Source organism: Lichenicola cladoniae, assembly GCF_013201075.1.
GTDB classification, from domain to species: Bacteria; Pseudomonadota; Alphaproteobacteria; order Acetobacterales; family Acetobacteraceae; genus Lichenicola; species Lichenicola cladoniae.
The window spans coordinates 3,718,207-3,740,356 of sequence record NZ_CP053708.1 but is presented as its reverse complement, the minus strand read 5'-3'; the positions used below and the strand labels follow the sequence as shown (position 1 = coordinate 3,740,356).

24 protein-coding genes are annotated in these 22,150 nt (G+C 65.7%); 16 read left to right on the top strand and 8 right to left on the bottom strand.

Annotated features, from left to right (window positions below):
- The first annotated feature begins 33 nt into the window (after positions 1–33).
- Both HN018_RS16940 and fumC read left to right on the top strand, forming a co-directional pair.
- Positions 34–1,152 (top strand): hypothetical protein, encoded by a 1,119-nt coding sequence (locus HN018_RS16940; RefSeq protein WP_171832973.1) that lies wholly within the window; start codon positions 34–36, stop codon positions 1,150–1,152.
- Positions 1,153–1,169: 17 nt separating this feature from the next.
- On the top strand, positions 1,170–2,612 hold the full coding sequence (gene fumC, locus HN018_RS16935; protein WP_171832974.1) for a class II fumarate hydratase: 1,443 nt from the start codon (positions 1,170–1,172) through the stop codon (positions 2,610–2,612).
- 420 nt (positions 2,613–3,032) lie between these two features.
- On the opposite strand, the gene HN018_RS16930 is transcribed toward fumC, so the two are convergent.
- Complete coding sequence (locus HN018_RS16930; protein ID WP_171832975.1) at positions 3,033–4,052, bottom strand: CorA family divalent cation transporter; 1,020 nt, start codon at positions 4,050–4,052, stop codon at positions 3,033–3,035.
- Positions 4,053–4,235: 183 nt separating this feature from the next.
- Here HN018_RS16930 and speD point away from each other — a divergent pair, with 183 nt between their 5' ends.
- Positions 4,236–4,700 carry an adenosylmethionine decarboxylase gene (gene speD, locus HN018_RS16925; RefSeq protein WP_171832976.1) on the top strand — a complete coding sequence of 155 codons (465 nt, stop codon included), beginning with the start codon at positions 4,236–4,238 and terminating at the stop codon, positions 4,698–4,700.
- A 51-nt stretch (positions 4,701–4,751) separates the two neighbouring features.
- Here the strand turns inward: speD and HN018_RS16920 are convergent, their stop codons facing one another.
- The gene (locus HN018_RS16920) at positions 4,752–7,109 is read right to left on the bottom strand and encodes an Orn/Lys/Arg family decarboxylase (protein ID WP_171832977.1); all 2,358 of its coding nucleotides are present in this window, start codon (positions 7,107–7,109) and stop codon (positions 4,752–4,754) included.
- A gap of 357 nt (positions 7,110–7,466) precedes the next feature.
- On the opposite strand from HN018_RS16920, the gene HN018_RS16915 reads away from it, so the two are divergent.
- A complete protein-coding gene (locus tag HN018_RS16915; RefSeq protein ID WP_171832978.1) occupies positions 7,467–9,035 on the top strand; it encodes a CYTH and CHAD domain-containing protein in 1,569 nt (522 codons plus the stop codon).
- 81 nt (positions 9,036–9,116) lie between these two features.
- Here the strand turns inward: HN018_RS16915 and HN018_RS16910 are convergent, their stop codons facing one another.
- From HN018_RS16910 to HN018_RS16900, 3 genes are read right to left on the bottom strand one after another with little or no spacing between them, the layout of a single operon-like run.
- The gene (locus HN018_RS16910; RefSeq protein WP_171832865.1) at positions 9,117–9,383 is read right to left on the bottom strand and encodes a hypothetical protein; all 267 of its coding nucleotides are present in this window, start codon (positions 9,381–9,383) and stop codon (positions 9,117–9,119) included.
- A gap of 53 nt (positions 9,384–9,436) precedes the next feature.
- Complete coding sequence (gene fliP, locus HN018_RS16905) at positions 9,437–10,186, bottom strand: flagellar type III secretion system pore protein FliP (protein ID WP_171832979.1); 750 nt, start codon at positions 10,184–10,186, stop codon at positions 9,437–9,439.
- Positions 10,183–10,443: a flagellar biosynthetic protein FliO gene (locus HN018_RS16900; RefSeq protein ID WP_171832980.1), complete on the bottom strand. Its 261-nt coding sequence runs from the start codon at positions 10,441–10,443 to the stop codon at positions 10,183–10,185. Before HN018_RS16900 ends, fliP begins: the two co-directional genes overlap by 4 nt.
- A 171-nt stretch (positions 10,444–10,614) precedes the next feature.
- Between HN018_RS16900 and HN018_RS16895 the strand changes: the two genes are divergently transcribed.
- The 8 genes from HN018_RS16895 (at position 10,615) to HN018_RS16860 (ending at position 16,815) form a co-directional block, all read left to right on the top strand.
- Positions 10,615–10,995 carry a flagellar basal body rod protein FlgB gene (locus tag HN018_RS16895; protein WP_171832981.1) on the top strand — a complete coding sequence of 127 codons (381 nt, stop codon included), beginning with the start codon at positions 10,615–10,617 and terminating at the stop codon, positions 10,993–10,995.
- Positions 10,995–11,402, top strand: coding sequence for a flagellar basal body rod protein FlgC (gene flgC / locus HN018_RS16890; RefSeq protein WP_171832982.1), 408 nt, complete (start codon positions 10,995–10,997; stop codon positions 11,400–11,402). The genes HN018_RS16895 and flgC overlap by 1 nt, the downstream gene beginning before the upstream one ends.
- Positions 11,399–11,719: a flagellar hook-basal body complex protein FliE gene (fliE, locus tag HN018_RS16885; RefSeq protein WP_171832983.1), complete on the top strand. Its 321-nt coding sequence runs from the start codon at positions 11,399–11,401 to the stop codon at positions 11,717–11,719. Before flgC ends, fliE begins: the two co-directional genes overlap by 4 nt.
- Before the next feature lie 36 nt (positions 11,720–11,755).
- Positions 11,756–12,028 (top strand): flagellar biosynthetic protein FliQ, encoded by a 273-nt coding sequence (locus tag HN018_RS16880; RefSeq protein ID WP_171832984.1) that lies wholly within the window; start codon positions 11,756–11,758, stop codon positions 12,026–12,028.
- Between the two features lie 27 nt (positions 12,029–12,055).
- Positions 12,056–12,829, top strand: coding sequence for a flagellar biosynthetic protein FliR (locus tag HN018_RS16875; RefSeq protein ID WP_171832985.1), 774 nt, complete (start codon positions 12,056–12,058; stop codon positions 12,827–12,829).
- 6 nt (positions 12,830–12,835) lie between these two features.
- Positions 12,836–13,915, top strand: coding sequence for an EscU/YscU/HrcU family type III secretion system export apparatus switch protein (locus HN018_RS16870; RefSeq protein ID WP_171832986.1), 1,080 nt, complete (start codon positions 12,836–12,838; stop codon positions 13,913–13,915).
- Between the two features lie 249 nt (positions 13,916–14,164).
- Positions 14,165–15,196 carry a recombinase RecA gene (gene recA / locus HN018_RS16865; protein ID WP_171832987.1) on the top strand — a complete coding sequence of 344 codons (1,032 nt, stop codon included), beginning with the start codon at positions 14,165–14,167 and terminating at the stop codon, positions 15,194–15,196.
- 404 nt (positions 15,197–15,600) lie between these two features.
- Complete coding sequence (locus tag HN018_RS16860) at positions 15,601–16,815, top strand: NADP-dependent isocitrate dehydrogenase (protein WP_171832988.1); 1,215 nt, start codon at positions 15,601–15,603, stop codon at positions 16,813–16,815.
- A gap of 48 nt (positions 16,816–16,863) precedes the next feature.
- On the opposite strand, the gene HN018_RS16855 is transcribed toward HN018_RS16860, so the two are convergent.
- From HN018_RS16855 to HN018_RS16845, 3 genes are read right to left on the bottom strand one after another with little or no spacing between them, the layout of a single operon-like run.
- Positions 16,864–18,039, bottom strand: coding sequence for a GNAT family N-acetyltransferase (locus tag HN018_RS16855; RefSeq protein WP_171832989.1), 1,176 nt, complete (start codon positions 18,037–18,039; stop codon positions 16,864–16,866).
- Positions 18,040–18,067: 28 nt separating this feature from the next.
- Complete coding sequence (locus tag HN018_RS16850; RefSeq protein WP_171832990.1) at positions 18,068–18,538, bottom strand: RidA family protein; 471 nt, start codon at positions 18,536–18,538, stop codon at positions 18,068–18,070.
- Complete coding sequence (locus tag HN018_RS16845) at positions 18,535–19,995, bottom strand: TSCPD domain-containing protein (RefSeq protein ID WP_171833499.1); 1,461 nt, start codon at positions 19,993–19,995, stop codon at positions 18,535–18,537. Before HN018_RS16845 ends, HN018_RS16850 begins: the two co-directional genes overlap by 4 nt.
- A 201-nt stretch (positions 19,996–20,196) precedes the next feature.
- On the opposite strand from HN018_RS16845, the gene HN018_RS16840 reads away from it, so the two are divergent.
- From HN018_RS16840 to HN018_RS16825, 4 genes are read left to right on the top strand one after another with little or no spacing between them, the layout of a single operon-like run.
- The gene (locus HN018_RS16840; RefSeq protein ID WP_171832991.1) at positions 20,197–20,556 is read left to right on the top strand and encodes an NADH-ubiquinone oxidoreductase subunit NDUFA12 family protein; all 360 of its coding nucleotides are present in this window, start codon (positions 20,197–20,199) and stop codon (positions 20,554–20,556) included.
- A 3-nt stretch (positions 20,557–20,559) separates the two neighbouring features.
- On the top strand, positions 20,560–21,201 hold the full coding sequence (mlaD, locus tag HN018_RS16835) for an outer membrane lipid asymmetry maintenance protein MlaD (protein ID WP_408886724.1): 642 nt from the start codon (positions 20,560–20,562) through the stop codon (positions 21,199–21,201).
- Positions 21,198–21,413, top strand: coding sequence for a hypothetical protein (locus tag HN018_RS16830; protein ID WP_171832992.1), 216 nt, complete (start codon positions 21,198–21,200; stop codon positions 21,411–21,413). The genes mlaD and HN018_RS16830 overlap by 4 nt, the downstream gene beginning before the upstream one ends.
- Positions 21,410–22,114, top strand: coding sequence for a DUF2155 domain-containing protein (locus tag HN018_RS16825; protein ID WP_171832993.1), 705 nt, complete (start codon positions 21,410–21,412; stop codon positions 22,112–22,114). Before HN018_RS16830 ends, HN018_RS16825 begins: the two co-directional genes overlap by 4 nt.
- Positions 22,115–22,150 lie beyond the last annotated feature (36 nt).

Sequence of the window (22,150 nt, the reverse complement as noted above, 5' to 3'; positions counted from 1 at the left end):
CCTGCGACGATCCGCCGAAAGAAACCCTGCCAGATGGTCAAGATCCTGCCTGCCTTGCCGCAGATGGCGAACAAGGCCCACTTCACCGGTGCTGCCTGGGTTCCGGACAAGCAGGCACAGGAGCAGGCCCTCAAGGCGTCCGGCCAGACCAAGGCCGATACCTATGACATCGTCATCCAGGCCGCCACCCTGCTGAACTCGACGATCGAGGGCGCCTATTACGACCACCCGATCAAGACCACCTCCTATGGGGCACAGGCCGGCGTCGACGGCGCGAAGCTTCTGGAAGGCAAGGGCGAGGAGGCGCTGAAGAAGCTGTCCGGCAAGCGCAACCCGCTCTTCGACGAATACGCGATCGAGACCGGTGGACAAAGCCCGGTCACCCAGAACTACCTGACCAGCCGTCGCTGGAAGAAGCTCGGTGGCAGTGCCTTCCAGACGCTGGGCAACCTGCTGAGCCTGGCGCCGCCCACCGCGGGCGTGAACATTGCCGGGACGATCTATCACGGCCAGGCGACCGGCCTGACCGCGATGCACATGGCGCGGATCGGCTACATCGCCAACACCTACAGCAAGGCGCAGCAGGTCCAGGACTGGTGCAAGCTCGTCGAGGCGATGAAGGCGATCAAGCTCGGTGTCCGCGGCAGCCAGCTGGTGGGTTCCGTCGTGCCGCTCGCGTCGATGCCGACCGCGATCGCCGCGGCCGTCATCAAGACCGGCGTGAAGCTGACCACCACCGGCGCCTGTTTCGCTGCGGCGGCGCAACTGCACTGGATCGCCTATAACGAACAGATTGCCGCCAATTCGATCGAGATGCTGCCGATGGGCGCGCAACCCGCTTCGACCAGCGGATCATCATCCGGCGCCTCGACGCGTTCCGGCGCGACGGCCTTCTACTCGGCGGCAACGCACCAGACGACATCGTCCAGCCGCCCGTCATCGCCGCCACCGGCCCTGCAGCGGGCCGCTCCTCTCACTCCGAAACTGCAGCCGAAGAAAATCGGCCGTGAGGCCGGACCAGCCTCGGCGATCGTCTGGGAGATTTTCACCAAGCGTGGTGCGACGCGGGTGTTCGGCGCCTACGACGTCGCCGCCCTGGTCAGGGAACCTGCCGGCTGGATGGCGCTTGGCGACAAGCTTATGCTGATCTAGCTGGCGCGAGGTCGAACATGCACCCCATTCTCCAGGATATCCCGATCGGTCTCGACGCCACGGGGGTGCGTGTCGAGACAGACTCGATGGGCGAGATCGAGGTTCAGGCAGATCGCTACTGGGGTGCGCAGGCGCAGCGATCGCTCAAACATTTCTCGATCGGGGAGGAGCGCATGCCGGTCGCGGTGTCGCGTGCCTACGGCCTCGTCAAGAAGGCTGCGGCGCTGGTCAACGCGGCCGAAGGCAGGCTTCCGCAATGGAAGGCGGATGCGATGATCCGGGCGGCGGACGAGGTGATCTCCGGTGCCCTCGATGCGCACTTCCCGCTGTTCGTCTACCAGACCGGGTCCGGCACCCAGTCGAACATGAACGTCAACGAGGTGATCTCGAACCGCGCGATCCAGCTGCTCGGCGGCGAGCCCGGCTCGAAGAGCCCGGTGCATCCGAACGACGACGTGAACATGGGCCAGTCGAGCAACGACACCTTCCCGACCGCCATGCACGTGGCGACGCTGGAAGCGCTGGACGACCGGCTGCTGCCCGAGCTCGACGCGCTGGCGGCGTGTCTCGAAGCCAAGGCGGCGGAATGGCACGACGTGGTCAAGATCGGCCGGACCCATCTCGAGGATGCGGTGCCGCTTACCGTCGGCCAGGAATGGTCGGGCTATGCCTATCAGCTCCGCGACGCGATGGCGGCCTTGAGCGCCACCAGGCCAGGCCTGCTGGAACTGGCCGCCGGCGGTACCGCGGTGGGAACCGGCCTGACCGCACCGGCCGGCTTCGGTGTCAATATCGCCGCCCGCATCGCCGAGCTGACCGGACGGAAATTCATCACCGCGCCCAACAAGTTTGCAGCCCAGGCCTCGCTCGATGCGATGGTGCGTACCTCGGGCGCACTGCGCGGGGTTGCGGTGGCGCTCATCAAGATTGCCAACGACATGCGCTGGCTCGGCTCCGGCCCGCGCTGCGGCCTGGGCGAACTGTTCCTCCCGGAGAACGAGCCGGGTTCTTCGATCATGCCCGGCAAGGTCAATCCGACCCAATGCGAGGCGGTGGTGATGATCGGCATCCAGGTGATCGGCGACGATACCGCGGTGGCGTTCGCCGGCAGCCAGGGCAATTTCGAGCTCAACGCGATGCGGCCGATCATCATCAACAACGTGCTGCGCAGCATCCGCAACCTGACAGACGGTGCCTGCAATTTCCGCAGGTTCTCGGTCGAGGGCACGACGCTCAACACCAAGCGGATCGCCCAGCATGTCGCGAACTCGGTGATGCTGGTGACGGCGCTGTCGCCGGTGATCGGCTACGATGCGGCATCGAAAATCGCACATCATGCGACCGAGCACGATTTGACGCTGCGCGAGGCGGCACTCGCATCCGGCACCATCTCCGAGCAGGCATTCGACGATGCCGTCGATCCGGCGAAGATGGTCGGTAGCGGCCTCGCCGGAGCCTGATATCCGGCCGGTGCTTTTGGTTTCGATAGGCGGATGGACGTGGGGGGCAGAAGCGGGTTCGCGCTGCGTGACTCGATTATCGAGGCGCCACGGTTTCTCCGGTAGCCGGTTGTGATCTGTATCGGGATTGCCGAAAGACCGAGCGAGCTTCGGCCTGGATCGAGTTCAGGTCGGACCGGACCGCGTTATGCATGGTCTGCACAGACGGGTGAACCGCATAGAACGACAGCCAGTCGGAACGACGCTGCGAGACAGCCACGCCGACGAATATGTTCTCGACGACGACGATCGTTGACTTCAACACGGTGGGAGGCCTCGGGTTACCCTGGGATCGGCGCTGTTCGCAAGCGCCGGGCGTGTCTTAGATCAAATGCAGATCGTTATGGTGTGACTGTTCCATGACCCACACGCGGCGATCCCCTACAAAATTCGCGCCCGCTTCATCAGCAGCCAGGTGAAGGCCATGAACAGGAAGCAGACGAAGCCGGCTTCGATGGTACCGGCGTGGCTTCCCGAGAGAAACATGCCACCGGTGTTCATTCCGAAAAATCCGGTCACGAATGTCGCCGGCAGCATGAGGGTCGTCATGACGGAGACGACGTAGAGGCGACGGTTGGTCTCTTCCGCCTGGCGGGCGGCAAGCTCGTCCTGCAGCGAACGTGCCCGATCCTGCAGCGCCAGCAGGTCGTCGAGCGCCGCATGAAGCTGCCTGCGCGACCGGTCGAGCAGATCTTCCTCCGCCCATTCGGGCAGTGCCAGGTCCTCGCTCCGCATGATCCGGTCCATCGGCGCGATCACCCGCCTGAGCATGGTCGAGCGCCGGCGGGTCTTGCCGACGATGCCACCGACATGATGCAGATTGCTGTCCCGGTCGTCGGACAGCAGCACGTCCTCGGCCTGGTCGAGATAATCGTCCAGCTCGCCGATATTGTGCCGGAGGCCACCGCCGAATTCGAGCAGCGCAAGGTCGATCAACGCGGCCGCCGAGGCGACTTCGGTTCCTGCCACCAGCGAGCGGTAGATGCGATAGAGCGCCGGCACACGGCGGCGACGCGTGGTGATGAGCAGGTCCGGCAGCAGGGCGAACCGGAACGCGCAGAGCTCCTTGTCGAAATCGGTCAGGGTGTCGTCGAAGGCCGGAAGGGCACCGAACACCGCACCGTCCTCGGCTTCCAGCCGCAGGCCGCCATCCGCGCCGATCAGGGCATCGCGAGCGATCTCGGGCAGCCAGCCGAGCCGGCCGAGACGCTGCGTCGCCAATGCCGGGACCGCATCGAAATGCAGCCATAGCCAGGATTTGTCGGGTAAAGCCCTTCCGGCAAGACGCTGCGAGACGACAGCCTGGCTCGCGCCGACCGGTTGCTCACCCGGCTGGAAGTAGAGGCTCCAGACCATCCCATCGGGTCCGATCCGGTCGATTTCATTAACGTCCAGTGACATCGCCTTCACTTCCGTTCACGGGCACTACCCGTTTGCCAGCTCGCTTTCGGTTCGACCGCATGGTTGCAGGTCAGCCAAGCGCTCAATTTTCTTGCGTATACCATAGCAAACTTCTAGATCCGCTCCCCTGGCCGAAGGGGGCGAACCCGCCCAACAGGCTGTCTACTGGTTCGAGGGTACGTGATGAACGCACTAGCTCAACTGGGGATGGTCTCGGATCTTCCGAGCAATATCCAGATGTCACCCGTTTCCGCCATCGCCGCGATGGACGAAGCTAAGGATTACTTCGTCGAGAAAGACGGAATGAAGTTTGCAGGTGTGCATCTTCTGGTCGATCTATGGGACGCGACCAACCTTGCCGATCCGGATCTGATCGATCGCACGTTGCGCGAGGCGGCCCTGGCAGCCGGCGCAACCATCCTGCACAGCCACTTCCATCATTTCACGCCGAATGGTGGCGTGTCCGGTGTGGTCGTGCTCGCGGAGAGCCACATCTCGATCCACACATGGCCCGAGCGCGACTTCGCTGCGGTCGACATCTTCATGTGCGGCGCCTGCGATCCGCACCTGGCGATCCCGGTCATGCAGCGCACGTTCCAGGCGCTTCGCGTCGACCTGGACGAGCAGCGTCGCGGTCGCATCGGCTGACCAGCCGGTGCCGGAGCGGATCTTCGGATCCCTCCGGCACCACCAGTCGGCTTAGCGGGTTTCCCGTACGACGTACGTGTAGAACCGCATGATCCCATCCTTAACCTCTCGAAACAGTCCCTGAACTTCCGTATCGAAGCCGGGAAAGAGGTTCGACGCGCGTTCGAACGCCTGGAGATACGAGATCATCGGCTGCGCCCGGTCGTCCAGTCGCTCGCCCGGGACGATGGTGGCGATCCCCGGCGGATAGACCAGCCACAGGGTAGCGGCAATCCGGCCGGACGTTTCGTCAAGGGGCACGTAATCAACCCGGTTGCGCACCAGTTCGCGCGCTGCCTCGTGCGGAAGCATGGCAAGCTCGGGCAGATGCCGCGCCTGGAATTGCGCCGCCTGTAGTTCGCTGAGCCGTGCACCCCGGTAGAACCGGTGCATCTCCCTGCACAGGTCGCGAAGCCTGACGCCCTTGTAGCGCTGCGGGCGGCGGGCGACGAAGTCCGGCATGACGAAGTCGAGCAGCGCATTCTCGTCATGCAGCTTCTTGAACGTTACCAGATGCGACAGAAGCGTTCCCGCCTTGCTGCTTTCGACGCCCGGCGTCAGCAGGAACAGCAGCGAGTTGAGGTCGTTCTTTTCCGCGACGATCCGGTTCTGGCGCAGATATTCCGACACTACCGGGGCCGGTATCCCGTGCTCGGCGTAGCCGTCCGGGCTATCGGCGTCGAAGCCGGGCGTCAGCAGGGTGAGCTTGTTGGGATCGGTCATGGCCCACCCCGGATGGACGCCGGGGAAGCCATGCCAGGCTGCATCCGGGCGGAGTTCCCACTGGGCGGGATCGCTTGCCAGCAGGTCGGTCGGGGCGTCCTCCCACGGCATGCCTTCGTAGGAGCCCGATCGCGCCGATGCCTGGACGGTCTTGGGAACGAACGGTTCGAAGAACCAGCGCCGGGCAGGATCCTGCTGGCTCTCTTGGTACTCACGGCTGCTGAGCCGGATCTTCTTCCTGAGCTCGATGCCCAGCCGCACCGTGTCGTCCCACAACACTTCGCCCGAGCGCCCCTTCATCATCTGCGCACCGACGTCGAGCGAGGCGAACAGCGGGTAGAACGGGCTGGTCGAGGCATGCAGCAGGAACGTCTCGTTGAAGCGCCGGTGCCCGACCTGGCGATCCTGGCCGGCGAGATGACTATCCTTGATGTGGATCTGGGAGGCCTGTGAGAAGCTCGCGAGCTGCTTGTGCGTGCTCTGGGTCACGATGATGCCCGGATCGTCGGGCCCCAGGTCGCGCAGGCCCATGCCGAACCGGCCGCGAAACAGCGGATGGAACTTCATGAAGCCCGCCCAGGCTTCGTCGAACAGGATGTAGTCGCAGAGATGCCCGATCCGGGCCAGGACCTCCTCGGCGGAGCAGATGGTTCCGTCGTAGGTGCATTGCTCGATCACCGCGGCACGGAACGGCCGCTTCTGGCGCCAGGCCTCCTTGTCCTTGACGAGGGGATGAACGCGCACCGCCTCGCGCAGGGCTGCTTCCTCCAGCGCCTCCAGGCGCATCGGGCCGATCAGACCGTGGGGATTGCGCAGGGTCTCGATGAAGATCGGCGTGGCACCGCTGAGCAAAAGCGCGCCATGATGGGCGGCCTTGTGGTTGTTGCGGTCGAACAGGACCACGTCGCCCTCGGCGAGCAGCGCGCTCAAGGCGATCTTGTTGGAGGTCGATGTCCCGTTGAGCACGAAGTAGGTGCGTTCGGCGCCGAAGATGACGGCAGCTTCCTGCTGGGCGCGCAGGGCCGGGCCTTCGTGCGTCAGCAGGTCGCCGAGCTGCAGCACCGAATTGTCGAGGTCGTCGCGAAACACCGCTTCGCCGAGATGCTCCACGAAGATACGGCCGATCGGGGACCGACGGTAGAAGGCACCGCCATTGTGCCCAGGACACGTCCAAAGCATGTTGCCCTGCTCGGCATAATCCACCAGCGCGCCGAAAAACGGCGTCTTGAGGGTATCGGCATATTGCCGCAGCCGGGCGACGAGGTTCTTGGCGATGAAGTCGGGGGTTTCCTCGGCAAGAAAGATGAAGCCGTCGACATGGTCTAGAACGTCCACCGAGATGTCCTCGAGCCGGTGGCGGCGAACCAGGATGATGATCGGAACGTCGAGGCCGCGTTTGCGAACCAGGTCGATCAGTCCGGCGGATTTGCCGGATGCGCCCTTCTTGCCCCAGTCCACCACCACGCAACCGATCGCGGCATCGGTGCGGATGACCAGTTCGGCATCATCCTCCTGCCGGGCACGAAGCACGGTGTAGCCGTCCTCCTCGATCTCGGTGAGGATCTGGTGGAGCCGTGCGCCTTCGAGATCCAGCGGATTAAAAGCCGGCGCGCAGATCAGAAACTTGAATCGGCGTCCATATTCCATGCGCACTATCCCCAGGCCGGTTGCTCGGTACACCGGCTGAGGAGGATCGGCCAGGGTGTTTAATAATAGTCATGTGATCGACACAGTATTCGTCGAGAGGCTTCAAATATGTCGGTGCCTCGTTGGTCGTGCCAGGAACAATAGCCGTTGCACTATAATATATCGTGGTTCTTGACGTTCTTAAAGTTGCAGTTTGATGACAACCTCTGCTAGAGATGTGCATGATCGACCGCGTGCCGTCACAGCCAGCCTTTGGTAGATATGCGTAGCCTTGACACCGTATCGGTCGTCGACCTCCCGGCTCGGGACGTCCGGCGCCCTGTCAAACAGCATGTCGGCCCTCCGGATGTGGCGTTGATGCCGGACGAACTTCCGGCTTTGGTCCAGGGCAGCCAGACGCTCCGGCTACAGACATCACCAGACTTCCTGACGTCGCTGCAGCAGGCACCGATCATCCTCAACCACACGCGCAACGCAGGTGTCGTCCGCCGCATCGACTCCACGTATTATGACACGTCCGAAAATATGCTGTTCGAGAACGGCATCTCTCTCAGCGTGCAGAAACGCGGCAAGAATTTCGTGCAGCGGCTGCTGAAACAAGAACCTCGACAGAGCCTGGCCCGTCCGGCGACGCTTGAAGTTTCCATCGATACGGGAACTCCCGATATTGTTCGTTTTGCAAACGACAAGATCACGTGGCTATCGCCGACCCTTGCCGACAGCCTGCCGGACCTGACGCTGCTCCCGAGGTTTGCAACCCGGATCAGGCGTCGGATCAGGCGCCTGGAGTTTTCGGGCGCGGTGGTCGATCTTTTGCTCGATGACGGGATCATCATCGCCGGCGATCGTCGTGAACCTCTGACCGAACTCCAGCTTGTGCTCCAGTCAGGCGACGAGGGCGTTCTCTACGAGATCGGCATGCGCCTTCTCGAGACGGTACCGTTACGGATCGCCACGACGGAAATCGTGACCCGTGGCTACTTCCTTGCCTCCGATACCGTTCCTGCGGCGGAGAAGGCAGCCGCATCCGCAGTGACGCCCGGGTCGACGGTCGATGAGCTGATCGCCTGCGTGTTCGGGGCAGCCCAGGCGCATCTGCATGCCAACCAGATGGTGGCCTTCGACGGACGCAGCGTGGATGGCGTGCACCAGATGCGGGTGGCCCTGCGACGCATACGGTCTGTCCTCTCGATGTTGAAACAGGTGCTGCCGTCGGCGACGATGATCAACCTCGCCCGCGAGGCGAAATGGGCGGCCGACGAACTGGGACAGGCGCGGGCATGGGACGTCTTCCTGACGACCACGCTCGATGGGCCGCTCCGGTTGACCGGAGGCCATGCCGACTTCGACGGGTTGCGCCGGGTTGCCGAAGCGCCGCGGCTCGAGGCTTATGCGGCGGCTCGCGCGATGATCTCGTCGGACCGGTATGGTCGGTTCCAGATGTCGCTATGCCAGTGGGTTGCGCGGCGTGGGTGGCGAAACGATGCGGACAGCGACGGCCTCGGGACGCTCGCCCAGCCGGCGCCGATCCTTGCGGCACGGATCCTGACGCGCCTGCACGGCAAGGCGTTGAAGCAGGGGCGGCGGTTCAGGGCCCTGTCCAGTGACGAGCGACACGATCTCAGGATCACTCTGAAAAAGCTGCGCTACGCGTCGGAGTTTTTTCATCCGCTGTTCGATACCGCAATGCAGTCGCGACGACATGCACAATGCCTGTCCAGGCTGCAGGATAGGCTTGGTCTCGACCAGGATGCTGCGACGACGCAGCCATTGCTCGACGATCTGGCGGCTCGAACCCGGTCTCCGGATGTGCACCGGGCTCTCGGCGCGGTCGCGGGCTGGCTGGCGTTCCAGTCGACCGCAAATGGCGGCAGGTTGGCAAAACAGTGGCGCCACTATCGCACGATGCAGCGCTACTGGAGCTAGTAGACGCCGGGTCCGTGGGAGAACCGGCGTGTTGACGAGACGCCGACCCGTATTTTCGCCGCGACTGACGTCCCTGGCCGGCTAGAGGCGACCGCGTTCGTCGCGTTCGGGCGCACGCTCGGCATGCTCGCCGTGCTGGTTGGTAAGATCCGGTGCCGCATCCGGAAGCTCGGCTTTCTCGGCCTCGCTCCGGTGCCGATCGGCCGGTTCGACGTTTTCGGCGCCGGCACGGGTCCCGCCGAACTTGTCGGCGCCCTTGGCGTCGGGCGCATCCGGCTTCTTGTGGTTGCCGGTATCCTGCTGGCCATCGGTATGGATGATGGTCTGTTCCATGTGCTCTTCGGTCATGACGCGCTCCCTTGGTAATGTCGTAACGCCCGCTATCCTCGGAGTTTCAGCCATCACCCCGGCGCGAAGCTCTGCACCAGGCTGCCGGCGACCATGTGCCAGCCATCGATCAGCACGAAGAATATGAGCTTGAACGGCAGCGAGATCGAACTCGGCGGCAGCATCATCATGCCGAGGCTCATCAGCACGCTCGACACCACGATGTCGATGATCAGGAACGGCAGATAGAGCAGGAACCCCATCTCGAACCCTCGTCGCAGCTCGCCGATCATGAAGGCGGGCACCAGCGTGCGCCACGGCGTATCTGCGGCGGTGGCGGGCGGGGGCAACTTGGCGATATCCATGAACAGGCGCAGGTCCGGCGGCCTGGCATTGGCCAGCATGAAATGGCGGAACGGCTCCGCTGCCGCCTTCAGCCCATCGAGCTCGGCCATGCGCCCGTCCATCAACGGCACGATACCGTTGGTCCAGGATTGCAGCAGCACCGGCTGCATCACGAAGAAGGTCAGGAACAGTGCGAGCCCCACCAGCACCGTGTTCGGCGGCGTTCCCTGCGCGCCGAGCGCACTGCGCAACAGCGACAGCACGATCACGATCCGGGTGAAGGCCGTCACCATCACCATCAGGCTCGGTGCCAGCGACAGCAGCGTGATCAGCGCGGTGATCTGCACCAGCCGGCCGGTGGCGCCCGCCTCGCCGGCGTGACCCAGGTCGATGCTCACCGCCTGGGCGTGGGCGAGCTCCGGCGCCACGCAGAGTGCCAGCGCCAGCAGGATCGCCTGCACGATGCGACGGTGCGTCATGCCGACGGTCCCGCCGCGTGCGGCCAGGGCAGCATGATGTCGGTGACGCCTCCGGTCAGCAGCAGCACCTCCCCGGACCCGCACTGGACCAGTTGCAGCCGCCGGCGGCCATCGAGGGCAAGCTGCCCGGTGAGCCGGAGCTGGATCGACGCGTCGTGCGGACGCCGCGACTGCACGAACCGGCTGCCGAACCGCAGCAGCACGATCAGCCCGATCACCAGGGCGAGCGCACCGGTGGCGCTCAACAGGTCGTTCATGGGCATGCGACGGCCTTTTGCCGGGGGGGGGGGGGCAGCGAAACCCAGCATGCAAGGCAATTCCCTAATGCAACGTTAGGAGCCGTCCGGCGGGATTAACTGTTCGGCAAGGATATCGCGTCATCCTGCATCAAGGAGCGGTGGTCGCTTCTGCTGCAGGAGCGTTTTACCATGGGCGCGGGTCAGACTGATCTCTTGGGTTTGGCGGCCAACCGGCTCGACTGGCTGGATGATCGGCAACGCGTGCTTGCCCGCAACATCGCAAACTCAGACACGCCGGGTTTTGTCCCGAGGGACGAGACCTCGTTCAGCAAGAGCCTCGCCAATATCCAGGTGGCGCCGGTACAAACCAATCCGATGCACTTGGCCGGAACGGTCGACACCGCCAGCAGCGTCGAGACGCGTCCGCACCAGCGCTCGATCGACGGCAACGCGGTTGCGCTGGACGAGCAGATGACCAAGGTCGCCGACACCGAAACGCAGCAGCGCCTGGTGACCAACCTGTATGGCAAATACATGAGCATGTATGCCACGGCGCTCGGAAAAGGCTGATGGACCTCTCGAACGCGATGGATATCTCTGCGTCCGGGATGGATGCACAGAGCCTGCGCCTGCGGGTGATCGCCGAAAACCTGGCCAACGTCGACACCACCGGATCGACCCCCGGCGCGGACCCGTATCGTCGCAAGACCGTCACCTTCGGCGAGACGATGGATCGCCAATCCGGCCAGTCCGAAGTCAGCGTCAAGGAGATCGGCCACGACATGGCCGCGTTCACCACGCGCTACGATCCGTCGCACCCGGCCGCGGACGCCAGCGGCTACGTCAAGACACCGAACGTCAGCAGTTTCGTCGAGCTCATGGACATGCGCGAGGCCGAGCGTTCCTACAGTGCCAATCTCAATGTCATGCAGGCGACGCGCTCGATGATGACCCGCGCGATCGATCTGCTCAAATGAGCGATGGCCGGCTTCTGGTGGCACCGTCGACGGCGGCAAATGCCTATGCGCGGATGCAGTCGCAGTCCGGCACCGATAGTGTCGCCGATGCAGCCGACGGCAGCGGCTTCGGCGATACGCTGGCGAAGGCGCTGCAGGGCGTGGTGCAGACCGGCCACGCAGCGGATGCCGCGGCGGCCAAGGGTATTTCCGGTGAGGGCAACCTGACCGACGTGGTGATGGCCGTGTCCCGCGCCCAGATGGCGCTGCAATCCACCACCGCGATCCGCGATCGTGTGGTGCAGGCGTACCAGGACATCATGAAGATGTCGATCTGAACGACGTGTTCGGAGACTTTGGCCAGGAGGGTCGAGATGCAGGAAGGTGACGTCGGGTTGATCCTGCGTGACATGTTCATGGTGGTGCTCAAGCTGTCCGCGCCGGCGCTCGTCGCGGCGCTGGTGGTCGGGCTGGTCATTTCGCTGATCCAGGCTGTCACCCAGCTCAATGAATCGACGCTGGCGTTCGTGCCCAAGCTGCTGGCGCTCGGGGTCGCGCTGACCATCGCCGGTCCGTTCATGTTCGTGACGCTGACCGACTACACGCATTTGCTGTTCGACCGGCTGATCGCGTCCGGTGGCCAATAACCGTGCCGGCGGCGGGCCCGGTCGCGGATGACCGATGACCTGCTGCTCGCCTCCCTGCCGGACTGGGCGTTCGGCTTCGCGATCGTGCTATCGCGGGTCAGTGCGGCGATCATGGTCCTGCCGGGTTTCGGTGAGAGCGACGCGCCGATGATGGTGCGCGCCGGGCTCGCCTTGGCGATCACCGGGCTGATCCTGCCCGGTGTCGAAACGCTGATCCCGCATGTCGGCGAACAGCCGTTGCGGATATTGGCATTGGTCGGCGGCGAGTTGCTGGTCGGCCTGCTGATCGGCTGGCTGGCGAGGTTGATGGCGCTGGCCCTGCCGATCGCCGGCCAGATCGCGGCGGTGCAGATCGGCCTGTCCAGCGTGTTGCAGCCGGATCCCGAGCTCGGGTCGCAGACCAGCGGCACCAGCCGGCTGCTGGCACTGGCCGGTCCCGTGCTGATCCTGTCCTCGGGTCTGTATGCCTTGCCGCTCGGCGCCCTGGCCGGCAGCTACCGGCTGTTTCCGCCCGGCACCCTGCTGCCAGTGGGCGATGCGGCGCAGAGCGTGGCCCGGGCGACGGAAGCCTGCTTCGCAATGTCGTTGCAGCTGGCAGCACCTTTGGTGATTGCCGGGCTGGTCTGGCAGGTGATGCTCGGCCTGCTGGCACGGCTGGTTCCGTCGCTGCAGGTCTATTCGCTGGCACTGCCAGGACAGGTGCTCGGCGGGCTGCTGGTATTCGGGCTGGTGCTGCAGCGGATGCTGGAAGGATGGCTTTCCAGCGTCTCGACCAGCTTCGCCTCGCTTCCCGGGCTCTGACGCCGGGTGGCCGCTTCGGAAAAGGACGACCGGACCGAGGGCCCGTCGGCGCGGCGCCTCGAGACTGCGCGCGGGGAGGGGCAGGTCGCCCTGTCCCGCGAGTTGCAGTCGGTGACGGTGATCGGTTGCGCGCTGCTGGCGATGTCGATGACCGGTCCGGCGCGGACCACGCATTTCATCCTGGGGATGCAGCGCCTGATGAGCAGCGTCGGGCAGGTCGACATGAGCGCCGGCGGCACGGCGGTCATCCGCGAGATGCTGTTGCTCGGTGTCGGCCTCGCGGCGCCGGTCGTTCTTGCGGCGGTCGGCGGCGTGGTGGGGATCACGCTGCTGCAGACCGGGTTCCTGCTCCGTCCGGCCGGGCTGATGCCGCAACTCGGCCGGTTGAGCCCGGCCAAAGGGCTGATGCGGATCGTCGGCGGCGACAATCTGATGGAGACGCTGAAGGCGCTGGTCAAGCTGATCGCGTTCGCGCTCGTGCTGCGTCACGTCCTCGAAGGATTATGGCCCGTGCTCCTGGGCTCGACCGCCTGGGACGCCGGAACGCTGGCGAACCGTGCCGCCGGGGTGGTGATGCATGCGCTGCTAATGTTGCTGGGGGTGCAGGCGGTCATCGCCGGGCTGGACGTGGGCTGGGTGCGCTACCGGCACATGTCGAAGCTGCGCATGAGCAAGCAGGAACTGCGCGACGAGCAGCGCGAAAGCGACGGCGACCCGCACGTGAAGGCCCGCCAGCGCCAGATACGCCGGCAGCGTTCGAAGCGGCGCATGATGGATGCGGTGTCCCGGGCAACGGTGGTGATCGTCAACCCGACCCATTTCGCGGTGGCGCTCGCCTACGACCAGGGTGGCAAGGGTGCTCCGAGGATCATCGCCAAGGGCGTGGACCAGATCGCGGCCCGGATTCGCGCCATCGCCGAGGACAACAAGGTGCCGCTGGTCGCGAATCCGCCGCTGGCCCGGGCGCTCTACACCGTGCCGCTCGACCAGGAGATCCCGCAGGAACATTTCCAGGTGGTCGCCGGGATCATCGCCTATGTCTGGCGGCTGCAGCGTCCGCCGCCCGGCTCGCGGCCGATCCGGTGACGCCAGGCCCGGTCCCGCGTCGCCGACACAAAGAAAATCGGCCAAGACAGTGGCAATTCGTGCGTCTGTGCCCTATTTGTTCTCAGGCAAAAGAGTTCTGGGCTGGTAGCCTGCTGGGCACGACACGGAAACGATTCGGTAAGGCATGGAGCTTATTGTGAAGCCAGCCGGTGCGCTGCTTCGTTAAGCTGCGTGCGGTAAGGTTCGGCCAACGACACGCGTGCGCAGGATGCGCTCCAAGGAGCAGACATGGACAAGAGCAAGGCGCTCGAAGGCGCTCTCACCCAGATCGAGAGGGCGTTCGGCAAAGGCTCCATCATGCGCATGGGCCAGCGCACCAACGACAACGTAGATGTGGTTTCGTCCGGATCGCTCGGGCTCGACATAGCGCTCGGCATCGGCGGCCTGCCGCGCGGCCGCGTGGTCGAGATCTACGGCCCGGAAAGCTCCGGCAAGACCACCATGGCGCTGCACGCGATCGCCGAGGCCCAGAAGAAGGGCGGCACCTGCGCCTTCATCGATGCCGAGCATGCGCTCGACCCCGGCTACGCCCGCAAGCTCGGCGTGGACATCGACAGCCTGCTGATCAGCCAGCCCGATGCCGGCGAGCAGGCACTGGAGATCGCCGACACGCTGGTGCGTTCCGGCGCGATCGACGTGCTGGTCATCGACAGCGTGGCGGCCCTGGTGCCGCGCGCCGAGCTCGATGGCGACATGGGCGACAATCACATGGGCCTGCATGCGCGGCTGATGAGCCAGGCGCTGCGCAAGCTGACCGGCACGGTCTCGCGGTCCAACACCATGATCATCTTCCTGAACCAGATCAGGATGAAGATCGGCGTGATGTTCGGCAGCCCGGAGACCACCACGGGCGGCAACGCGCTGAAGTTCTATGCGTCGGTGCGCCTCGACATCCGCCGCATCGGCCAGATCAAGGAACGCGACGAGATCGTCGGCAACCAGACTCGCGTGAAGGTGGTCAAGAACAAGATGGCGCCGCCGTTCAGGCAGGTCGAGTTCGACATCATGTATGGCGAGGGCGTCAGCAAGATGGGCGAGCTGATCGATCTCGGCGTCAAGGCGAACATCGTCGAGAAGGCCGGCGCCTGGTTCAGCTACGACAGCACCCGGATCGGCCAGGGCCGCGAGAACTCCAAGCAGTATCTCCGCGACCATCCGGCGATGGCCGAGGAAATCGAGAGGCGCATCCGCGAGCAGTCCGGCGTCGTCGCCAATGCGCTGATCGTGGCTCCCGAGGAGCACGAGGCAGCCGACGCCTGAGGTCGGCCTTATCGGACGGCGCGGCTAGAAAGCCGCGCTGCTCCGGTTCCGACTTTCCGAACGATCTGCTTCAGGACGGCGCTGCGTAGGTGGAGCCGTCCTTTTGCTGTGTTCGCCCATCAATGCCAGCAATTGCCTGACATCCGGCACGCCAGCCGATCGGGGCCCGTGATCCTGGGCTCTGTGGGCTGACATCAGGGCGCTCAGGACCATCGTGCCTGCGGAGAGATGACGTTGCATGACCGGGAACTCCAACCTGGTCCGTCGAGCCTAATCCAGACTGATAATCATTCGCAAGTGGCTGCCGCTGCTTGCCGGTGTCCGTCGCAAGTGCGATTTTGCCGCCGCACGGAAACCATAGCAGCGCGTATCTCGAGCGTTCTGCGCCAAATCGGGATGGAAACATGGCCAAGATCAAGGTGAAGGAACCCGTCGTAGAACTCGACGGCGACGAGATGACGCGCATCATCTGGAGCTTTATCAAGGAGAAGCTGATCCTCCCGTACCTCGATATCGACCTGAAATACTACGATCTGGGCATCGAATACCGTGACCAGACCAACGACCAGGTCACCATCGATTCGGCGAACGCGATCAAGACCTATGGCGTCGGCGTGAAGTGCGCGACCATTACCCCGGACGAAGCGCGGGTCACCGAATTCGGCCTGAAAAAGATGTGGCGCAGCCCGAACGGCACCATCCGCAACATCCTCGACGGGACAATCTTTCGCGAGCCGATCATCTGCTCGAACGTGCCGCGCCTGGTGCCGCACTGGACCCAGCCTATCGTCATCGGCCGTCACGCATACGGCGACATCTACCGCGCCGTCGAGACGAAGATTCCTGGTCCGGGCAAGGTGACGCTCACCTACCAGCCCGCCGACGGCGGCGCACCGCTCGAGATGGAAGTCCACGACTTCAAGGGACCGGGTGTCGCGCTCGGCATCCACAATACCAGGCACTCGATCGAGGGGTTCGCCCGCGCCAGCTTCAACTACGGTCTGTCGCGCAAGCTGCCGGTCTATCTCTCGACCAAGAACACGATCCTCAAGGCCTATGACGGGATGTTCAAGGACGTGTTCCAGGAGGTGTTCGACGCCGAGTTCAAGACGCAGTTCGACGCGCTCGGCCTGACCTACGAGCACCGGCTGATCGACGACATGGTCGCCTGCGCGATCAAGTGGTCGGGCGGCTACGTGTGGGCATGCAAGAACTACGACGGCGACGTGCAGAGCGACATCGTGGCGCAGGGCTTCGGCTCGCTCGGCCTGATGACCTCGGTGCTGCTCGCGCCGGACGGCAACACGGTCGAGTCCGAGGCCGCACATGGCACGGTGACCCGACATTTCCGCGAGCACCAGAAGGGCCGTGCGACCAGCACCAACCCGATCGCCTCGGTGTTCGCCTGGACCCGCGGCCTGGTCTATCGCGGCCGCTTCGACAACACCCCCGACGTCACCAACTTCGCGGAGACGCTGGAGAAGGTGTGCATCGACACGGTCGAGGCCGGCTTCATGACCAAGGACCTGTCGATCCTGATCGGCCCGGACCAGAAATGGCTCACCACCCAGGACTTCCTGGCCAAGATCGACGACAATCTGAAGAAAGCCTCGATCTGATCGGGATGTAACCAGGGGCGCGTTCTTCGGAGCGCGCCCTTCCCGGGATCAGCCGTCGCCGTCTCCGCGGCGATATGGCGACAATGTCGCCAGTTCTTCCATCTCCTCGAGCCGTGACGCCCGTTCCTGCACCAGGTAGTCGGCCACCGCGTCGCGCAACCCGGGATGGGCGATCCAGTGCGCCGAATAGGTCGGCTTCGGCAGGTAGCCGCGCTGGATCTTGTGTTCGCCCTGCGCGCCCGCCTCGACCCGCTTCAGCCCGTGCTCGATCGCGAAATCGATGGCGCGGTAATAGCAGAGTTCGAAATGCAGGAACGGCCAGTCGCCCTCGCAACCCCAGTTGCGCCCATACAGCGCGTCCCGCCCCATCAGGTTGAGCGCCCCGGCCACCGGCTTGCCGTCATGCTCGGCGAGCATCAGCACCACCCGGTCGCCGAGCCGTTCCGACAGCAGGGAAAAGAACCGTTCGGTCAGGTAGGCGCTGCCCCATTTGCGGTCGACCGTTGACTGGTAGAACCGGTAGAACGCCGCCCAGTGCTTCGGCGTGATCTCCGCGCCCCGCAGCGTCCGGAATTCCAGCCCGGCTGCGTTGGCATCGCGTCGCTCGCGTCGCAGCACCTTGCGCTTGCGTGAACTGAGGGCGCCGAGGAAATCATCGAAACTGGTGAACCCGTTATTCTCCCAGTGGAACTGCGTGCCCAGCCGCTGCAGCCAGCCCTGTTCGCCGAGCGCCTCGTATTCGTCTTCCTGGCAGAAGGTCACGTGCACGGACGATAGCGACAGCTCCTCGCAGGCCTGTGCGAGCGCCTGCCCGAGTGCCACCGTCATCGCAGCCGCCGGGTAGCCGCTATCAGGCCGTACCAGCAGGCGCGGACCAGGCACTGGGCTGAAGGGCGAGGCGACCTGGAGCTTGGGATAGTAGTTGCCGCCGGCGCGCTCGAATGCCTGCGCCCAGCCATGGTCGAACACGTATTCGCCGTACGAATGCGACTTCGCATACATCGGCGCCACCGCCAGCAACCGCCCGCCCTGGTCGCGCAGGGCGGCATGCTGCGGCAGCCAGCCGGTACGACGCCCGGTCGAACCGCTTTCCTCGACGGCGGACAGGAAGGCGTGGCTGACGAACGGATTATCGTCGCCGGCGCAGGCATCCCAGCCGGCTGCGTCGATCGAGGCGATCGTCGGATGAAGCGAAAGGGAGAGGGAGGGCGCCGCGTCGGTCATCAGGCCGATATGGAACGCGGACGGCTCTCTAACAGTCTTCCACCTCGAACAAGCCTTCCACCTCGACCGGTGCATCGAGCGGCAGCGAGGGCACGCCGATGGTCGATCGCGCATGCCGGCCGGCATCGCCGAACACCGCGACGGCCAGGTCCGATGCGCCGTTCATCACCGTGGCGTGCTGGATGAAGTCCGGCGTGCACGCGATGAACCCGCCAAGCCGCACCACCCGCCTGACCTTGCCGAGATCGCCGAGTGCTGCCTGCAACTGGGCGATCACGTTGATCATGCACTGGCGGGCGGCCTGTGCGCCGACCTCGACGGTGATGCCGCCGCCGAGCTTGCCGTTGGCGCTCAGCCTGCCTTCGACCAGGGGCAGCTGTCCCGACACCACCAGCAGCGACCCGGTGCGCACGACAGCGACATAATTCGCGACCGGCGATGCGGCGACCGGAAGAACGATCCCGAGCGCTGCGAGCCGCTCGACGTAGCTCTCGCTCATGACCCGCCTCCAACGACGCGAAGAACCGTTCGCCCGGTCCGCGGGGAGGTTGCCTGCCGGGGCCGGAACCCGGTCTCCGGCAGGTCCAGCGGCAGCAGCGGGCGATCATCCGCATGCGGGTCGGCATCGGCATGCGGGGCGTCCGGCAGGGTGCGGCCGAGATAGGCTTCGGACAGCATGCGGAAGGCGTAATCGAGCAGCGACGTGGCGTGGGCTATGCCGCCGTCGCCGTCGACCGGCCCGGCCGGACCGAACCGCGTATAGGCGAACGCCTCGACATAGGCCTCGAGCGGCACCCCATGCTGCAGCCCCAGGCTGACCGAGCGGGTGAACGCGTCCATCAGCCCGCGCATCGCCGGCGTCTCGCGCGGCGGCGTGATCGCCAGCTCGCCGAGGCTGCCATCCTCGAACTCGCCGGTCTGCAGGAACAGCCGGTGACCACCGACCGCCGCCTTCTGGGTGAAGCCGCGCCGGCGTGCCGGCAGCTCGCGCCGCAACGGGCCGGCCAGCAAGGTGGTCGGCTGCCGCTCGGGCAGCGCCGGCATGCGGTCCACCAGCCCGCCCAGGGCGCGGTGCATCGCCAGCCACGCGTCGCGACCGGGACGGGGCAGCACGCCGTCGCCGGACAGGCTCAATGCCAGTGCTGCCTCGGGGGTAAGGCCGCGTCCCGAGAGCCGGGCCAGGGTGCTTTCGGACAGGCGGCCGTCGGGGCGCAGCGGCGAGAAGATCGGCGCGAACCCGCATCCCTCGACACCGAGCAGTGCATCGACCGGTCCGGGTGCAGAAAATCCGGTCTCGATCCGCTGTCCCGGCGGTGCCGCTTCACGCACCACCGCAGCCAGTGCCGCCAATCCGGGCACGACGCAGGAGCCCGGGGGCCGCACCAGGGGCAACTGCCCGCCATCCTCGTCGCCGCGCATCACGCCGGCGGCGGCGGTGGCCAGGCATCGCGCGACGTCGCGGCCCGGTTCGCCGTCGTAGTCGAGGCCGAGCCCGGCGAGGCAGGCATCGAGATTGGTCAGCAGCAGGCGCGGCCGCCCGGGTGCTGGCTGGGTGCCCGGCTCGACCAGGCGCAACGCGGTGGAGAGGGTGTGCAGCGCCTCGGTATAGCTCTCGGTCTCGAACCCGCTGCCGGGCTTCACGAACCCGGCCAGGTTCAGCACGAACACCGGCGGTTCGTTCGCGCCAGTCGAGCCGATGCCGGTCCAGATGAGGGGACCAGGCGCTGCCTGACGCAGCAGCAGCAATCGTGCCAGCCGCCGGCCGAGCCCATCGTCCGCACCCGGCAGGCCGGCCAGCCGGTCGATCCAGCGATCGGCCATCTCGGCGAGCGAAGCCGCGCCGTCGCCCGGTGCCATGGCCGCCAGCGCCTGCGCCGCCTCGTCGTCCCAGTCGGTGGGCAGGGTGATGCGCCGGGGTGCAGCGTCGGGATCGGCAGCCGCATGGGCGATCCGCATCCTGACCCCGTTCCAGCGCCCCCGGCTTGCCCGGCTGGCACCCTGGCCCGGAGGTGTTACGGTAGTTTCGGGTCCGGTCGGATCGGGGATCTGTGCCATGACCCGGATGCTAGACCGTGGCGATTGCGCGCGGAAGCCGGATCGTGGTGCCGCATCCGGACGGATGGACCCGTAGCCGTCTCGTGCGTATAGGTGGCCACCATGACCAGCATCGGCACCCGTCTTTTCACCCTCCTCAGGGGGCGCCTGATCGGCCGCGACGCCGATGGACGCGCCTATTATGAATCGCGCAAGCCGGGTGGCTACACCATGCGGTTTCGCCGCTGGGTGATTTACAACGGCGACGAGGATGCCTCCTCGGTGCCGGCGGAATGGTGGAACTGGCTGCACCATGCGGACGACGCGCCGCTGGCAGCCGCCGCGCGCCAGCCATGGCAGATTCCGTTCCAGGCGAACCGCACCGGCGATCCCGCCGGTTATCGTCCTCCGGGCAGCGACTATCGTGGCGGACTGCGACCGCATGCGACCGGCGACTACGAATCCTGGACCCCGGACGCCTGATACATGGCAATGCTAGATCAGCCGATCGCCGGCACCAGTTCCGCACCAGCCCTTGCCGGCCTGCCGCGTCGTGATGGCCGCGCCATCGAATTCCTGACCGGCCTCGTCGTGCTCGCGGCCCTGTTCGGCATGCTGGTGTTCGCGATCATCGGCAGCGGACGGCGTTCCGAGGATGGCTACCGCCTGACCGCCAGGTTCAGCCACATCGACGGTCTCAGCGTCGGCTCCGACGTCCGGCTGGCCGGCGTGGCGATCGGGCAGGTGGTCGCCGAGCAGGTCGATGCGAAAACCTACCAGGCGAGCGTCACCTTCACCGTGCGCGACGGCATCGAGCTTCCCACCGATAGCTCCGCCGTGGTCACCAGCGACAGCCTGCTCGGCGGCAAGTATCTGGCGCTCGATCCCGGCGGCGCCGAGGCGATCCTGAAGCCCGGTAGCCGGATCGACCTCACCCAGGGCTCGATCAGCCTGGAGCAGTTGCTGAGCAAGTTCATCTTCAGCGTGACCGACGCGATGACCGCGCAGAAGCCCAAGCCGGCGGGCCTGAACGCTCCGGCCCCCACGCCCGTAACGGCCCCCGCTCCCGTAACGACCCCCGCTCCCGTAACGACCCCGTCGCTACCGCCCGCCAGCCCGCAGCCGTGACCACCACCTGGCCGCAGGCGGACGGTTCACTGATCAGCTGCCGTGAAAAACTGCGTGTGCTCGCCGACAACCAGGCCGAACTGCACACCATGCTGCGCGACGTGTTCGACGATGCGGTGCTGATGGGCGTGGACGAGGGCGAGATGCGGCGGATCCTGATCGAGACGATCCAGGCCCTCCCGAGCCCGAACCGTGGGAAAGCCGCGGGATGAGGGTGCCGTTCGCTCCCGCAACCCTCGCCGTGCTCGTGGTGGCGAGCGGGCCGGCGGTTGCCGCCTCGTATATCGCGGCCCCGGTAATGCCGATCGCCACCGCGTGGCAGGGCCGGGGTCAGGCGGTGGTGCGCGTGCTCGACAAGCTCGACGCGCATATCGAGACCATGACACTGAAAGCCGGCGAGACGGGGACCTACAAGACCCTGACCGTCACCGTCCGCAGCTGCATGGACCGTCCGGACGGGCTCCCCCGTGATTCCGGTGCATTCCTGGACATCCAGGACAAGCGTGGCGATGTGCAGCCGTTCAGCGGCTGGACCTTCGCAGGCGAGCCGTCGGTCGGCGTGTTCGAGAGCCCGATCTATGGCGTGCAGCTGGTGACATGCCAGGGCGACCTGGTCGCACCGATGGCACCGCCTCTGCCCACGCCGGCACCGCCGCCGCCGGACATGGTGTCGAGCCAGTCGCCTGGCGACCCGTCGGCGGGTGCCAACGATGGCGGTCTGACCGATGCCGACACCGGCGCCGAAACCGATCCGGACAGCGCTGCCGGTGCAGCCGCCGCCCGGCATCCCCCTGCCAACGACCAGACACCGGGCGACGATACCCAGCCCGACCCGGTCTATCCGTCCGGCGCCCCACCCGCGGGTGCCTCCCAGACGCCGCCGGCAGACCCGCCGGCCGGACCACGGAATTGACGGGCGGCCTGAAGGGCCGCGCCGTGAAGCCGGTCC